The organism is Luteimonas sp. 9C (assembly GCF_902506295.1).
Classification (GTDB): Bacteria; Pseudomonadota; Gammaproteobacteria; order Xanthomonadales; family Xanthomonadaceae; genus Luteimonas.
The window spans coordinates 117,510-131,879 of record NZ_LR733312.1 but is presented as its reverse complement, the minus strand read 5'-3'; the positions used below and the strand labels follow the sequence as shown (position 1 = coordinate 131,879).

The following is a 14,370-nucleotide window of genomic DNA, read 5'->3' as shown; positions in this document are numbered from 1 at the left end:
CGGTCCCCTCCACGCGAGCCGCTAGAATCGGACTTCCCGACCGATGGAGCGACCATGCCCCTGCCCGCCTTCAAGGCCTACGACCTCCGCGGCCGCGTGCCGGACGAACTCAATCCCGCCCTCGCCCGCGACATCGGCATCGCACTGGCCGGTCAGCTGCCGCCAGGCGCGATCGTGCTGGGCCGCGACGTGCGCCTGAGCAGTCCGGAACTGCAGGCGGCGTTGTCGGAAGGCCTGCGCAGCCAAGGGCGCGCGATCATCGACATCGGCGTCGGCGGCACGGAAGAAGTCTATTTCCAGGTCGATCACCTCGGCGCGGCCGGCGGCGTCATGGTGACCGCCAGCCACAACCCGATGGACTACAACGGCATGAAGCTGGTGCGCGAGCATGCGCGGCCGATCAGTTCGGATACGGGCCTGTTCGCGATCTCCGATGCGGTCGAGGCCGGCAATCTGCCTGGGCCGGTCGCCGCGCCCGGCTCCGAAACCGCCGCGCCCGACAAATCGGCCTATATCGAGCACCTGCTGGGCTACTTGGACGCCAAGGCGCTGCGTCCGCTCAAGCTCGTGGTCAATGCCGGCAACGGCGGCGCCGGCTCGATCGTCGATCTGCTCAGCCCCCATCTGCCGTTCGAGTTCGTGCGCGTGTTCCACGAGGCAGACGGCAATTTCCCCAACGGCATTCCGAACCCCCTTCTGCCCGAGAACCGTCAGGCGACAGCCGACGCGGTGCGCGAACACGGCGCGGATTTCGGCATCGCCTGGGACGGCGATTTCGACCGCTGCTTCTTCTTCGACGAGACCGGCGCCTTCATCGAAGGCTATTACCTCGTCGGCCTGCTGGCCGAGGCGATTCTCGCCAAGCAGCCCGGCGGCAAGGTCGTGCACGATCCGCGTCTGGTCTGGAACACGGTCGAGCAGGTCGAAGCCGCCGGCGGCATACCGGTGCTGTGCAAGAGCGGCCACGCATTCATCAAGGAAAAAATGCGCGCCGAAGACGCGGTCTACGGCGGCGAGATGAGCGCGCACCATTATTTCCGCGAGTTCGCGTATGCCGACTCCGGCATGATTCCGTGGCTGCTGATCGCCGAGCTCGTCTCCACCAGCGGTCGCTCGCTGGGCGATCTGGTGGCCGAGCGCGTCGCGAAGTTTCCGTGCAGTGGCGAGATCAACTTCCGTGTCGCGGATGCAAAGGTCGCGGTCGATCGCGTGATGGCGTATTACGCCGCGCAATCGCCGGCGATCGATCGCACCGACGGCATCAGCGCCGATTTCGGTGACTGGCGCTTCAACCTGCGCAGCTCCAATACCGAGCCGCTGCTGCGGCTCAACATCGAGACGCGCGCGGACCGCGCGTTGCTCGAAGCCCGCACGCGCGAGCTGTCCGCCCTGTTGTCCGCCTGAGGCCTGCCATGTCCACGATCGTCCCGGTCCTGCTCTCCGGCGGCTCAGGCACACGCCTGTGGCCGCTGTCGCGCGAGATGCATCCCAAGCAGTTCCTGCCCCTGGTCGGTACCGGCACGATGCTGCAGGCGACCTGGTTGCGCGCCGCGCCGCTGGCCGGCGGTGCGGGGCCGATCGTCGTCGCCAACGAGGCGCACCGCTTCGTCGTCGCCGAACAGTTGCAGCAGGTCGGCGCGACGCCGGCGGCGATCGTGCTCGAACCGGTCGGCCGCAACACGGCGCCGGCGATCGCCGCAGCCGCGCTGGAAGCGCTGCGCGACACGCCCGATGCCGTGCTGCTGGTATTGCCATCGGACCATGTCGTGCAGACCCCCGAGGCGTTCCACGCCGCGGTGCGCGCGGCCCTGCCTGCGGCCGAGGCCGGCAAGCTGGTGACGTTCGGTGTGGTCCCGCGCGGGCCGGAGACCGGCTATGGCTACATCAAGTCGGCGTCCGGCAGCGGCGACGTTCCTGCGCCGGTCGAAGCCTTCGTCGAGAAACCGGATCTGGCGCGCGCCCAGGCCTACGTCGCGTCCGGTGATCACTTCTGGAACAGCGGCATGTTCCTGTTCCGCGCCGATGTCTATCTCGCAGAACTGGAGCGTCATGCGCCCGCCATGCTGGCTGCGGTGCGCGCATCGTGGTCGGCCGCGCGCCAGGACGTGGATTTCACCCGTCTCGACGCCGACGCGTTCGCGGCGAGCCCGTCGGATTCGATCGACTACGCCGTCATGGAAAAGACCGAGGCGGCCGTTGTGATGCCTCTGGACGCCGGCTGGAGTGATGTCGGCTCGTGGGCCAGTCTGCGGGACGTCTCTCCGCAGGACGCCGACGGCAATGCCCACCATGGCGAGGTCGTGTCGATCGACTGCCGCAATACCTACGCCTACGGCGAACGCCTGATCGCGATGATCGGGCTGGAAGACATGATCGTCGTGGAAACGCCCGATGCGATCCTCGTCGGTCGCAGCGACCGCATCCAGCAGGTCAAGGACGTCGTGGCCGAACTCAAGTCACGGGAGCTGCCGCAGGCGGCCTGGCATCGCAAGGTCTACCGCCCGTGGGGCGCCTACGACTCGATCGACAACGGGCCGCGGCATCAGGTGAAGCGCATCACGGTCAAACCGGGCGGCGTGCTGAGCCTGCAGATGCACCATCACCGCGCCGAGCACTGGATCGTCGTCAGCGGCACCGCCGAGGTTACGCGTGGCGACGACGTGCTGCTGCTGGGCGAGAACCAGAGCACCTACATCCCGCTCGGTGTGACGCACCGGCTGCGCAACCCGGGCAAGGTCCCGCTGGAACTGATCGAAGTGCAGTCGGGCAGCTATCTGGGCGAGGACGACATCGTGCGTTTCGAGGATACGTACGGGCGCGCCTGATCGACGCGAATCGTTTCAACGCAGAACGGCGCCCGAGGGCGCCGCTCTGGTGTCCGCGACCCCGCAAGCTCAGCGCTGAGCGGCCGCCAGCGTATCGAGCACGCCGTCGAGTCCAGCCTGCCAGGTCGGCAGCGCGATCCCGAAGTCGTACTCCAGCGTCGTGATGTCCAGTCGCGAATATGCAGGACGCCTGGCCGGCGTCGGATAGTCGGCCGTGGCGATCGCTTCGACCGTCGGCGGGCGCGCAATCAGGCCACGCCTGAGGGCACCGTCGAAGATCGCCTGTGCGAAACCGTGCCAGCTGGTTTCGCCCGTTGCGGTGAGATGCCAGGTACCGGAGGCCGACGTGTCCTCAAGCAGAATCTGCGCAGTGACGTCGGCGATCAGCGTTGCCGGTGTCGGCGTGCCGATCTGGTCGGCGACGACACGCAGCACGTCGCGCTCTGCGCCGACGCGCAGCATCGTGCGGAGGAAATTCTGGCTGTGCGCCGCGTAGACCCACGCGGTGCGGAAGATCAGATGGCGGCCACCGGCAGCGCGGATCGCGTCCTCGCCGGCGAGCTTGCTCGCGCCGTAGACACCAAGCGGCGCCGTGGCGTCATCGGGACGATACGGACACGAGCCACTGCCGTCGAACACGTAGTCCGTGGAGTAATGCACCAACCGCACATCGTGCGCAGCGCACCATCGTGCGATCGCGCCCGGGGTCTCTGCGTTGGCGGCCTGCGCCGCCGCAGGCTCGCTCTCGGCCTTGTCGACCGCGGTGTAAGCGGCGGCGTTGATCACGCGCGTCGGCCGCGTCGTGTCGAGTAGCGCAACGACCGACTCCGGATCCGAAAAATCAGCGGTCAGGCACGTACTGCCGTCGGGCAGCGTGCCGGTCCGGGTCGTGCCGCGCACCTCGCCCAGCGGCGCGAGTGCACGCAGCAGCTCCTGCCCCACCTGTCCATTCGCGCCGAAGACCAGTGAGGTCATGCGGCGAACACCGGCAGTCGATCCTCGGCGATGTCGGCCAGCAAAGGCGCGTATGCGTCCTTGTCGGACAGCAATGGCGCGTCGATCTGCCAGTCGACACCGATCGCGGGATCGTTCCAGCGCACACCCGCGTCGGCTTCCTTCACGTAGACGTCGGTGCACAGGTAGCTGAAGACCGCGCTGTCGGACAGCACCGCGAATCCATGCGCAAATCCTTCCGGGATCCAGAACTGGCGCTTGTTCTCCTCGCTCAGGATCACGCCCTCCCACTGCCCGAAGGTCGGCGAGCCGCGGCGGATGTCGACCGCGACATCGAGCACCTCGCCGCGCAGCACGCTGACCAGCTTGCCCTGCGGCCGCGGCCACTGGAAATGCAGGCCGCGCAGCACGCCCTTCGACGAGGACGACACGTTGCTCTGCACGAAATTCGTCGGCAGGCCGTGCTGACCGAACCGCTCGGCGTTCCAGGTCTCGAAGAAGAAACCGCGCGCATCGCCGAACACCGCAGGCTCGATGATCGCGCAACCGGTGAGCCGGCTTTGGAGCACCCTCATCGCACGATGCCTCGCCGCAACAGACCCATCAGGTACTGTCCGTAGCTGTTCTTCGAGAGCGGTGCTGCCAGACGCTCCAACTGCGCTGCATCGATCCAGCCTGCGCCGTAAGCGATTTCCTCAGGACAGCAGACCTGCAAGCCTTGTCTTGCCTGGATTGTCTCGATGAAATTCGACGCCTCATGCAAGGACCGGTGCGTGCCGGTGTCGAGCCATGCGTAACCGCGTCCGAGTTGCTCGAGATAGAGCGTGCCGGCATCCAGATACCGACGGTTGAGATCGGTGACTTCCAGTTCGCCGCGTGGCGACGGCCTCAATTCGGCCGCATAGTCGCTTGCATGGCCGTCGTAGAAGTACAGCCCGGTCACGGCGTAGTTCGAACGCGGCTTTTCGGGTTTCTCGGCGATGTCGATGACCTTGCCCGCCGCATCGAACTCGGCCACGCCATAGCGCTCGGGGTCGTTGACCCAGTAGCCGAACACCGTCGCACCATCGCCCCGCGCATCGGCGCTCTTGAGCGTGTCGGTCAGGCCGTGGCCGTGGAAGATGTTGTCGCCCAGCACCAGGCAACTCGGCCTGCCGCCGACGAAATCGCGGCCGATCAGATAGGCCTGTGCCAGACCATCCGGACTCGGCTGCACGGCGTACTGGATGTCCATGCCCCATTGCGAACCATCGCCGAGCAGGGTCTGGAACAGCACCTGCTCGTGCGGGGTGTTGATGATCAGCACCTCGCGGATGCCGGCCAGCATCAGCACGCTGAGCGGGTAGTAGATCATCGGCTTGTCGTACACCGGCAACAGCTGCTTGCTGACGCCCTTGGTGATCGGATACAGCCGCGTTCCGGAGCCGCCGGCGAGGATGATGCCCTTGCGCGCGGTCATGCGTCGGCTCCCATGCGTTCCAGACGATAGCTGCCGTCGAGAATGCGCTGCACCCATGGCTGGTTGTCGAGATACCAGTCCACGGTCGCTTCGATGCCGCTCTCGAAGGTGTGCTCGGGCTTCCAGCCGAGTTCACCTTGCAGCTTCGATGCGTCGATCGCGTAGCGGCGGTCATGGCCCGGACGGTCGGTCACGTAGGTGATCTGCGTCGCGCGCGACTGGCCATCCTCGCGCGGACGGCGCGCGTCGAGCAGGCGGCAGATCTTCTCGACCACCTCGATATTCTGACGCTCTGAATCGCCACCCACGTTGTAGGTTTCGCCGACGCGGCCCTTCTCGAGCACGGTGCGGATTGCGGCGCAGTGATCGGTGACGAACAGCCAGTCGCGGACCTGCTTGCCGTCGCCATAGACCGGGAGCGGCTCGCCGGCCAGCGCCTTGGCGATCACCAGCGGGATGAGCTTCTCGGGGAAGTGATACGGCCCGTAGTTGTTCGAGCAGTTGGTGGTCAGCACCGGCAGCCCGTAGGTGTGGTGGAACGCGCGCACCAGATGGTCGGACGCGGCCTTCGAGGCCGAGTACGGCGAGTTCGGCGCGTAGGGCGTGGTCTCGGAGAACTTGCCGGTATCACCCAGCGTGCCGTAGACCTCGTCGGTCGACACATGCAGGAATCGGAATGCCTCGCGGCGTCCGTCCGGCAGCGCCTTCCAGTAGTCGCGCACCGACTCGAGCAGGCCTAACGTGCCGACGACATTGGTTTCGATGAACGCCGCCGGGCCGTCGATCGAACGGTCGACGTGGCTTTCCGCGGCGAAGTTCAGCACCGCATCGGGCTGGTGCTTCGTCAAGACGCGCGAAACAATCGCGCGGTCTCCTATGCTTCCCTGGACGAACACGTGTCGTGGATTGCCGGCCACGGTCGCCAACGTGTCCAGATTTCCGGCATATGTCAGCAGGTCAAGATTGACCACGTGCACGCCACGCCTGACCGCATCGAGAACAAAGTTGCCTCCAATGAAGCCTGCTCCGCCCGTCACGAGCCAAGTGAGCATCTCCGTCTCCTGAACTAAACCGCCGAAGTGCACAGCATAACTGTGGCCGTCCCAGAACCGAGTTTCAGAACGTTTTCAAGGCATCACCTACGTTCCCGGGACAGCTCGCCAACAATCCCAAACAATCGGTCTCCCAGAGTTTTCCACTCGAACTCTGGAAACAGGTCAAGACGCAGGTCGAAGTGCTCAGCCAGGCTTCCAGCAATTTTCATCTCAGCCAGCCGGCCCAGCACCTTCCTTACCGCATCAGGATGCTCTGGCGCCACTACGCCCCGTCGGCGCTCCTGGAGCAATTCGGCAATGCCTTCGCTGCTTCCGATGTGAAGAATCGGACGTGCCGCCCCCAAGTATTCGAAAACCTTCCCCGGCGTCTGCACTCGGTCATCGTTAGCGATGTTCACCAGCACATCGGACTTCTGCTGAAGCGCCAGAGACTCCGCATGCGGGAGAAAACCGGCTAAACGCACTTTCGCAGGATGCGCCTCTGCCACTTCCATCAGCCAGTGAGGCGGCGTACGGGTGGCGACGGTCAATCTGACGCCTGACGATGCGACCACAGCCTCTACCAGCGCCTGCGGGCGTCTGAAAGCGTAGAAGCTGCCCGTATAGACCAGTTCGAGAGTCTCAGGATCGACAGGCAGTGACTTATCAGGTGCATATGCCGGCCCGTCGCTTCGGTCATAGCCTTGCGGCAGTAGGCTAAAACGCTCGAAAGCCACGTCGTGGCGCGCGACGAGCAGATCCCTGGTCGCAGGTGTGGTGACAATGATCTGACTTGCGTTTCTGCAGGTCCACGCTTCCACTTGGTGAGCCCGTCTACGCCATCTATGCGGCGTATAACTCGTCAGGACCGGATCACCCAGATCGACCAGCCAGGCAAAGCCGCGCTCGCGCGCAACCCGGCCCAACTCGAGCGTCGTCGCAGGCTCATGAGAGCTGATCACTACGTCAGGTACGAACGCATCAAGAAGCTGCTTCAGGCGCAGCCGGGCGGCATGGGCCCACTGACCGAAATGATCCGGAAACGCAAGGACTCCCGACGCCCTATCAAACTGCCTCACCAGGCGCCCCTTCCAATTCAGCGACATCTCGTTGAAATCCGCTGAGGACGCAACCGCACTCTCATCGTTCGCACGCCCCGGCGCATAGGGCTGCCCCGTCTGCTCGACGACGTGGCGCGCGCGAACGTGTGCGATGAGACCCGACACGGCGCCAGGCGGTGTGCGGTCGATGACGAGTCCTGACGGTGCGGGCAAGCGAACACGCTCCGCATCCCGCTGCACAGTCAGCACGCGGAGTTCAACTCCATGCCCGACAAGCTCACGTGCAAACCGCGCCCAGCGAAGGGACTGCGGAGATGGTCCCGGGGGGAACTCGTAAGCGATCAACAAGACACGCAAAGGATGCTCCCTGAAAAACAAACGGTGACCGGCGGGCATTCTCTCGCATCTACCAAGTCTTCGACGCCGTGAGTGAATGCAATGGCCGCGGATTCGCATCACCCGCTTGGGGCCGCTAAACTTCGCAAGTTCGGCGACTCGCCGCCCTGCCCCCAAGGACTCCATGCCAATGAAGATCCTCGTCGCCTACAAGCGCGTGGTGGACTACAACGTCCGCATCCAGGTCAAGCCGGACGGGTCCGGCGTGGTCACCGATGGCGTCAAGCTGTCGGCCAATCCTTTCGATGAAATCGCGCTGGAAGAAGCCCTGCGGCTGCGCGACAAGGGCGTGGCGACCGAAGTAATCGTCGCGACGATCGCGCCCGCCGACGCCCAAGCGCATCTCCGCAACGGCCTGGCCATGGGCGCGAACCGCGCCATCCACGTGGTCTGCGACCAGGCGATTCAGCCGCTGACGGCCGCTCGCACCCTGCTCAAGCTCGTCGAGAAGGAGCAGCCGGATCTGGTGATTCTTGGCAAGCAGGCGATCGACGACGACGCCAACCAGACCGGCCAGATGCTGGCGACGCTCTGGAGCCGCCCACAGGCGACCTTCGCCTCGAAGGTCGAGATCGCCGACGGCAAGGCTACGGTGACGCGCGAAGTCGACGCCGGCCTGGAGACGCTGGAAGTCGACCTACCGGCCGTCGTCACGACCGACCTGCGCCTCAACGAGCCGCGCTTCATCAAGTTGCCCGACATCATGAAAGCGAAGTCGAAGCCGATGGAATCGATCCCGTTCGCCGAACTCGGCGTCGAATCGGTCGACACGCTCAAGACCACGCACTACGAGGCGCCGACCAAGCGCGGCAAGGGTGTCATGGTCAAGGACGCGGTCGAGCTGGTCGCCGCTCTCAAGGCCAAGGGCCTGCTCTGAATTCCGTTGCTCCCGCGCACGCGGGCGCCCAGTGACGTCCGGCCCGGGGCCGGATCGCAGGAGAACATGATGTCCAAAGTCCTTGTCATCGCCGAGCACCTCGACGGCACCCTGAATGCCAGCGCGACCGCCAAAACCGTCGCCGCGGCGCAGGCGCTGTCGCCCGAGTCCATCGACGTCGCGGTGTTCGCCGCCGATCCGGCCGGCGCCGCCGCCGAGGCCGCCACGATTGCCGGCGTATCCAAAGTGCTGGCTGTCGCCAATCCGGCAAACGCACAGGCGCTCGCGCAGGTCCTCGGCCCCCAGATCGCCAAGCTCGCTGCCGGATACAGCCACGTGTTTGCGCCATCGACCACGTTCGGCAAGGACCTGCTGCCGGTGGTTGCCGCACTGCTGGGCGTGAACCAGATCTCCGACCTGATGACCGTCGAGAGCAGCCACGTGTTCAAGCGCCCGATCTATGCCGGCAATGCGATCGTCACCGTCGAAGCCCCGGCCGACCAGCCGGTCGTCGCCACGGTACGCACCGCGTCCTGGCAGGAAGCTGCACGCGGCGGCAGCGCCGCGATCGAGTCCACCAGCGTCGACGCGGAACTGCCCACGCACACCCGCTTCATCGGCCTGGCCGCGGGCAGCACCGACCGCCCCGACCTGCAGAGCGCCAGGCGTGTCGTCTCCGGCGGCCGCGGTGTCGGCTCGGAAGAGAACTTCAAAATCGTCTTCGACTTCGCCGACAAGCTCGGCGCGGCTGTCGGCGCCTCGCGCGCTGCGGTCGACGCCGGTTATGTACCCAACGAACTACAGGTCGGCCAGACAGGCAAGATCATCGCACCGGAGCTGTATGTCGCCATCGGCATCAGCGGTGCGATCCAGCACCTGACCGGCATCAAGGACGCGGGCACGATCGTCGCCATCAACAAGGACGCCGACGCGCCGATCTTCGAAATCGCGGACATCGGCCTGGTGGGCGATCTGTTCAAGGTGCTGCCAGAGCTGGAGGCCGCGCTCTGAGCGCGCCCATTCCCCGCAGAAACCCGCGCCCTCCTCTGACAGCAGCGTGATGTCCAACGTCAAGAAGGTCATGTTCGTCTTCGGCACCCGCCCCGAAGCGATCAAGATGGCCCCTGTCATCAAGGCAGTTCGCCAGTCGGCGGGGCTCTCGGCGATCGTCGTGGTGTCTGCGCAGCACCGCGGGATGCTCGATCAGGTGCTGTCTTTCTTTTCGATCGATCCCGATATCGATCTCGACCTGATGCGTCCCGATCAGACGCTGCCCGACCTGTTCGGTCGCGCCCTCAATGGAATCCACCGGGCGATCGGGGAAGTCGGACCCGATCTGGTCCTGGTCCATGGTGACACCACGACCACACTTGCCGCCGCAATGGCGGCGTTCTACAGGCAGGTCCCGGTCGGGCATGTCGAGGCTGGTTTGCGCACCCACGACATGTCAGCACCCTTCCCCGAGGAGATGAACCGAAGGCTCACCTCACCCCTCGGCAGTCTGCACTTCGCACCGACTGATCTCTCGGCACGCAACCTTCTACAAGAGGGCATTCCAGCTGACCGAATCCACGTGACGGGCAATACCGCCGTGGATGCGATCCTGCAGGCGGCAGCAGGGATCGACGCAGACACCATGCTGCAGGCGCGGCTTGACGCTGCATTGCCCCCCAGCACCGGTCGGCGTGGACTCGTGCTCGTCACCAGTCACAGACGCGAGAATTTTGGTGAAGGGTTCGAACGGATCTGCCGTTCGCTGCAGGAGATCGCAGCGCTGGGTCTGGACGTCATATACCCGGTTCACCCCAATCCGAACATCCGTGGACCAGCGCAGCGCGCGCTGGGGCATATCCCCGGCATCTCGCTGATCGAGCCGCTTGAATACTTGCCCTTCGTGAGGCTGATGCAACGCGCAGACCTGATCCTGACCGACTCCGGAGGAATCCAGGAAGAAGCGCCGTCCCTGGGGACGCCAGTCCTGCTCATGAGGGAAGCAACGGAACGCCCCGAAGGCGTCGCATCAGGTGCAATCCGACTGGTCGGGACTGACCCCGCCCGCATCAGGAACGCAGTGGAACATCTGCTCGACGAGCGGGCGAGCCCGCCGGCCACGCCCGGAGCGAGAAATCCCTATGGCGATGGCAAGGCATCGGAACGGATTGCGACGATTATCACCGGACACCTCACCCCACCCGCCTGATGCCGAGCAATCCATCGGAACCGCGGTTCCGCGTCTGGCTGGCGGTCTCGCAGCCCGGCACCTGCTGAAACCAGACAGGCACCGGGATCGAATCACTCAGTTCGAAGCGACGACATCCTGCCAATAGAACGTCGCAAGGCCAGAGGCATCCGCCATCTGGAGCTCGACCTTGAGAGCGGGACCCTTCGGCACGAACACGACCCGGACCCGCTGCCCGGCGGCGGAACGGAAAATCCGGGTGGCGACGCCCTCGGCATCCTCGCTCGTACTGACCTGCTGGAAACCGGCCTCATCGAACGCTCTGCGCAGCACGTTCGCCGCTTGCGCGGTCGAACCCTCGAATTCGGCTCGCGCAACGTGGGAGATATCGGCGCCCTCGCCACTCGTCGACCTGGAGCGCATCGCGAAACCTCGGGGAAGGGCGAATCCATTCCCAATCGCCAAGCTGTCGCGGCCTGTCGTTGCGGCTGGCGCGGGCTGGGAAGCGGGGGCTGCTGGCGAATCGTCAGCGGTGCTTGTCGTGGGCGTATCGGACCGGTTGCAGCCCGACAGCGCAAAGGCCAGAGCCAATGGCGCTGCCAGCAGGAATTTCGATTTCATGGAGTCACTCCGGGGGTGTTCGGTGAGTAAAGGGTCTTCCGACCGGGCGCAAAGAATAATCGTAATGAAATCAAGCTCACATCATGGGCGCGTCGACGGTTCAGCGCGCGACGCCGAGATCAATTGCGCCTGCACCGTGGGCGACAGTGCCTGCATGAACGTCCGGGTCGGCTGGGTGCTGTCGCGATAGACCAGCACGCCATCGATAATCGGCTCGCATCTGGAACCGTCGCAGAACGCACTCGACAGATCGAGCTGCGATACCCCCGGCGTCTCCATGGCAACCACGTCCAACGGCCCTGTTCTCAGACTGCTCGCACGCTCGTCTCCGCAAGCAGACACATCCCCGCGCATCAAAAGACACTGCGGCACGCTCTTGGAAAGCAGTGGCAGCGATCGCAGTGCAACCACGTTGAGACCCGCTTCCTGCAGCTCCCGCACCAGGGAGGCGGACCCGGCTGCCAATCGCGGCGTCGCATACTCGATCGTGCGCGAGCGATCGTCGGTGTAGGTCGGCGACTGTGCGAGCAAGACAATATCCGGCCGGGACTGAATCACGGCCCGCGTTACGCGCTCGCTCCAGGCAGTGCACTCGGTGTAGGCCCGGCGCAGCTTCCTGTTCCAGACCGGTCTATCGGACCAGAAACAGCTTTCCTTGAGGTAGGTCTCGATACGCCAGCCGCGCTCGACTGCATTTTCCTTCAGCGCTGGCAGGATATTAGCGCCCGTCGCATCCCCTACCACTGCAACGCGCAGTCGTGATGACTCCAGCTTGGCCCCGTACCTGCATACTTTGAGAGTTGCATGCCTGAGCGGCTGCACACATCCATGGCCGAAGGCATCGTCTCGGTCCGCTGCTGCCAGTTCCGGCGATGGCGTCGACACCACGGCAGAACGCTCGGCCGTCGGGGCCCGTGGCCCGAGTCGAGGCGGCAACGTCACTCCCAGCCTTTGCGCCAGTGCCGGTGACAGCGTACGCATGTAGCTGGCCGTGACATGGTGGGAGTCGCGATACACGAACACGTTGCCGATCACGGGCGGGCAACGGCCATCACGACAGAACAGGTCGGTGAAATCCAGAAGCGGGAGACCGGACATACCCGCGAAGCTGGACAGCGCATTGTGGAACAGCACCTTGTCCTGCTCCCCCGCACAGACATCGTAAGGCGGTTCATTGCTCGCCACGCAGTCACGAACCAGCGTGGTCTGCCAGGGCGTCGGACGGATCACCGCAAGCTTCGTCTCCTTGCCGAGGCCGGACCAGACGGCGGCCATGCCACGTGCAATATCGTCCGCCTGGGACTGCGGGCTCCGCGCCTCCCGACCTGCAATGCGATGCCTCGGCGACTGGCTGACGACCACCAGATCAAATGCCTGCTGATTGAGATAATCGATGACATTGCGCGTCCAGGCGTTGCACTGCACGTAGGGCTTCGTCAGCTTCTGGTGATAAACAGGCAGCCCTGAGGTGATGCAGCTGGTCTTGGTCAGTCCTTCGATATAAACGTCATGATCTCGGGCCAACAGCTCGAAGGCAGGCAGCCAATGGACGGCATGCGAGTCACCGACGACGGCAATGCGAAGCCGGGCCCCCGGATCACCGTACCGACACGGCTTGACTTCGGTCCCGCCAATACTCTGGATGCAGTCCTGCTGATAGGCGTCGGCAACATCCTGCTCGACATGCGGCAGCCTCGGCAGGAACTCATCGGGTACTGGATCCTGCAGCGGCTCCTGGCGCAGCATCACCATCGCGCCCGGATAACGGGAATCTTCGATAGTCGCTGGCTGCCCGCTGTCACCGCCTACGGTGGATGCCACCCACAACGCTGCCAGTACGATCAGCAGGCTGGCCGCCAAGCCGGACGCAATCGTGCGCCAGTGGGCTGCGGAACCGGAGTTCCCACGGAAAGGATCTTCCACGTAACGCTTGGTCAACGCCGCGAGTCCCAGCGCAGCTGCGATCAAGGCGAGACCGTCCAGCAATCCCGGATCGGCGCCCGCCCATGCCTTGTAAAAGACGATCAGTGGCCAATGCCACAGATAGAGCGAATACGAGATATCGCCCACGAATCCAGCCGGCGTGGAAGCCAGCCAGCGCGTCGTGAAACTGCGCCCAAACGCGCTTCCGCCGTACAGGGCCAACGCCGCTCCCAGCGTGGGGCCCAAGGCCAGATATCCAGGATAAGGAAGCTCACCGGACAACAGCAGCGCGGAGAGGGCGATCGCGACCAGCCCCACCAGCAGGCAAGCAAACGCGCTTGCAGCGCGTGCCACAGGCAGGAAAACAAGCAGGCCGCCCGCAGCCAGCTGCCAGATCCGTGTCAGCGTCGAGAAATAGGCCGCAGAGTCCCCGGCCAGCCCGGACGAGACCGAATAGACAAGGGAGCCCGCCAACACCAGACCGAGCAGCCCAATGGTGGTGGACAACCCACCGCGCCGCCGACCCACGAACCAGGCGGACGCCAGCAGCACGGGCCAGAAGAAATAGAACTGCTCTTCGACCGAAAGCGACCAGAAGTGCTGGACAGGGGACGCTGCGCCGTCCAGCGCGAGGTAGTCGACCGCCTGATGCACCAGCCACCAATTTTCCACGTAGAGCGCGGCTGCGGCCACCTCATGGCTCGCCGAGCGCCAGTTGGTGACAGGCAGAAACAGCAGGGTACCTATGAGGATCGCCGCCAGCACCACGAGCGCCGCGGGCAGCAACCGCTTCACCCGCCTCGCATAGAAAGCAGCAAACCCGATACGACCGTGCAGTTCCAGTTCCCGCTTCAGTAGCGATGTGATCAGGAATCCGGAAATGACGAAAAACACGTCCACACCGATGAAGCCGCCCGGCAGCAGGTCGGGCCAGACGTGGTAGACCAGCACCAGCAGGACCGCGATCGCGCGCAGCCCCTGGATATCCGGCCTGAAATGATGCTTCGAGCCACCCGCCGTGCCGGCCGGCACGGCCGCCAG

12 protein-coding genes are annotated in these 14,370 nt (G+C 64.8%); 5 read left to right on the top strand and 7 right to left on the bottom strand.

Annotated elements, in window-relative coordinates; all coding sequences use genetic code 11:
- Positions 1 to 54: 54 nt before the first annotated feature.
- Positions 55 to 1,404: a phosphomannomutase gene (locus CURTO8I2_RS00630; RefSeq protein ID WP_159677802.1), complete on the top strand. Its 1,350-nt coding sequence runs from the start codon at positions 55 to 57 to the stop codon at positions 1,402 to 1,404.
- Positions 1,405 to 1,412: 8 nt separating this feature from the next.
- The gene (locus CURTO8I2_RS00625) at positions 1,413 to 2,825 is read left to right on the top strand and encodes a mannose-1-phosphate guanylyltransferase/mannose-6-phosphate isomerase (protein WP_159677800.1); all 1,413 of its coding nucleotides are present in this window, start codon (positions 1,413 to 1,415) and stop codon (positions 2,823 to 2,825) included.
- Positions 2,826 to 2,894: 69 nt separating this feature from the next.
- Here CURTO8I2_RS00625 and rfbD read toward each other — a convergent pair whose 3' ends face one another.
- The 5 genes from rfbD to CURTO8I2_RS00600 form a co-directional block, all read right to left on the bottom strand.
- On the bottom strand, positions 2,895 to 3,800 hold the full coding sequence (gene rfbD / locus CURTO8I2_RS00620; protein WP_159677798.1) for a dTDP-4-dehydrorhamnose reductase: 906 nt from the start codon (positions 3,798 to 3,800) through the stop codon (positions 2,895 to 2,897).
- Positions 3,797 to 4,354 (bottom strand): dTDP-4-dehydrorhamnose 3,5-epimerase, encoded by a 558-nt coding sequence (rfbC, locus tag CURTO8I2_RS00615; protein WP_159677796.1) that lies wholly within the window; start codon positions 4,352 to 4,354, stop codon positions 3,797 to 3,799. Before rfbC ends, rfbD begins: the two co-directional genes overlap by 4 nt.
- Positions 4,351 to 5,238: a glucose-1-phosphate thymidylyltransferase RfbA gene (gene rfbA / locus CURTO8I2_RS00610; protein WP_159677794.1), complete on the bottom strand. Its 888-nt coding sequence runs from the start codon at positions 5,236 to 5,238 to the stop codon at positions 4,351 to 4,353. Before rfbA ends, rfbC begins: the two co-directional genes overlap by 4 nt.
- Positions 5,235 to 6,290, bottom strand: a complete 1,056-nt coding sequence (rfbB, locus tag CURTO8I2_RS00605) for a dTDP-glucose 4,6-dehydratase (RefSeq protein WP_159681482.1) — start codon at positions 6,288 to 6,290, stop codon at positions 5,235 to 5,237. The genes rfbA and rfbB overlap by 4 nt, the downstream gene beginning before the upstream one ends.
- A gap of 83 nt (positions 6,291 to 6,373) precedes the next feature.
- Positions 6,374 to 7,582, bottom strand: a complete 1,209-nt coding sequence (locus CURTO8I2_RS00600; RefSeq protein WP_236550957.1) for a glycosyltransferase — start codon at positions 7,580 to 7,582, stop codon at positions 6,374 to 6,376.
- A 277-nt stretch (positions 7,583 to 7,859) separates the two neighbouring features.
- On the opposite strand from CURTO8I2_RS00600, the gene CURTO8I2_RS00595 reads away from it, so the two are divergent.
- From CURTO8I2_RS00595 to wecB, 3 genes are all read left to right on the top strand, one after another.
- Entirely contained in the window at positions 7,860 to 8,606 is a 747-nt protein-coding gene (locus tag CURTO8I2_RS00595; protein ID WP_159677790.1) for an electron transfer flavoprotein subunit beta/FixA family protein, read from the top strand.
- A 69-nt stretch (positions 8,607 to 8,675) separates the two neighbouring features.
- Positions 8,676 to 9,617, top strand: a complete 942-nt coding sequence (locus CURTO8I2_RS00590) for an electron transfer flavoprotein subunit alpha/FixB family protein (protein ID WP_159681481.1) — start codon at positions 8,676 to 8,678, stop codon at positions 9,615 to 9,617.
- A gap of 49 nt (positions 9,618 to 9,666) precedes the next feature.
- Positions 9,667 to 10,806 (top strand): UDP-N-acetylglucosamine 2-epimerase (non-hydrolyzing), encoded by a 1,140-nt coding sequence (gene wecB / locus CURTO8I2_RS00585; protein WP_236550956.1) that lies wholly within the window; start codon positions 9,667 to 9,669, stop codon positions 10,804 to 10,806.
- A 96-nt stretch (positions 10,807 to 10,902) separates the two neighbouring features.
- Here wecB and CURTO8I2_RS00580 read toward each other — a convergent pair whose 3' ends face one another.
- Together CURTO8I2_RS00580 and CURTO8I2_RS00575 are read right to left on the bottom strand one after the other, a co-directional pair.
- Positions 10,903 to 11,406 (bottom strand): hypothetical protein, encoded by a 504-nt coding sequence (locus CURTO8I2_RS00580; protein ID WP_159677789.1) that lies wholly within the window; start codon positions 11,404 to 11,406, stop codon positions 10,903 to 10,905.
- 81 nt (positions 11,407 to 11,487) lie between these two features.
- Positions 11,488 to 14,361: an acyltransferase family protein gene (locus tag CURTO8I2_RS00575; RefSeq protein ID WP_159677787.1), complete on the bottom strand. Its 2,874-nt coding sequence runs from the start codon at positions 14,359 to 14,361 to the stop codon at positions 11,488 to 11,490.
- Positions 14,362 to 14,370 lie beyond the last annotated feature (9 nt).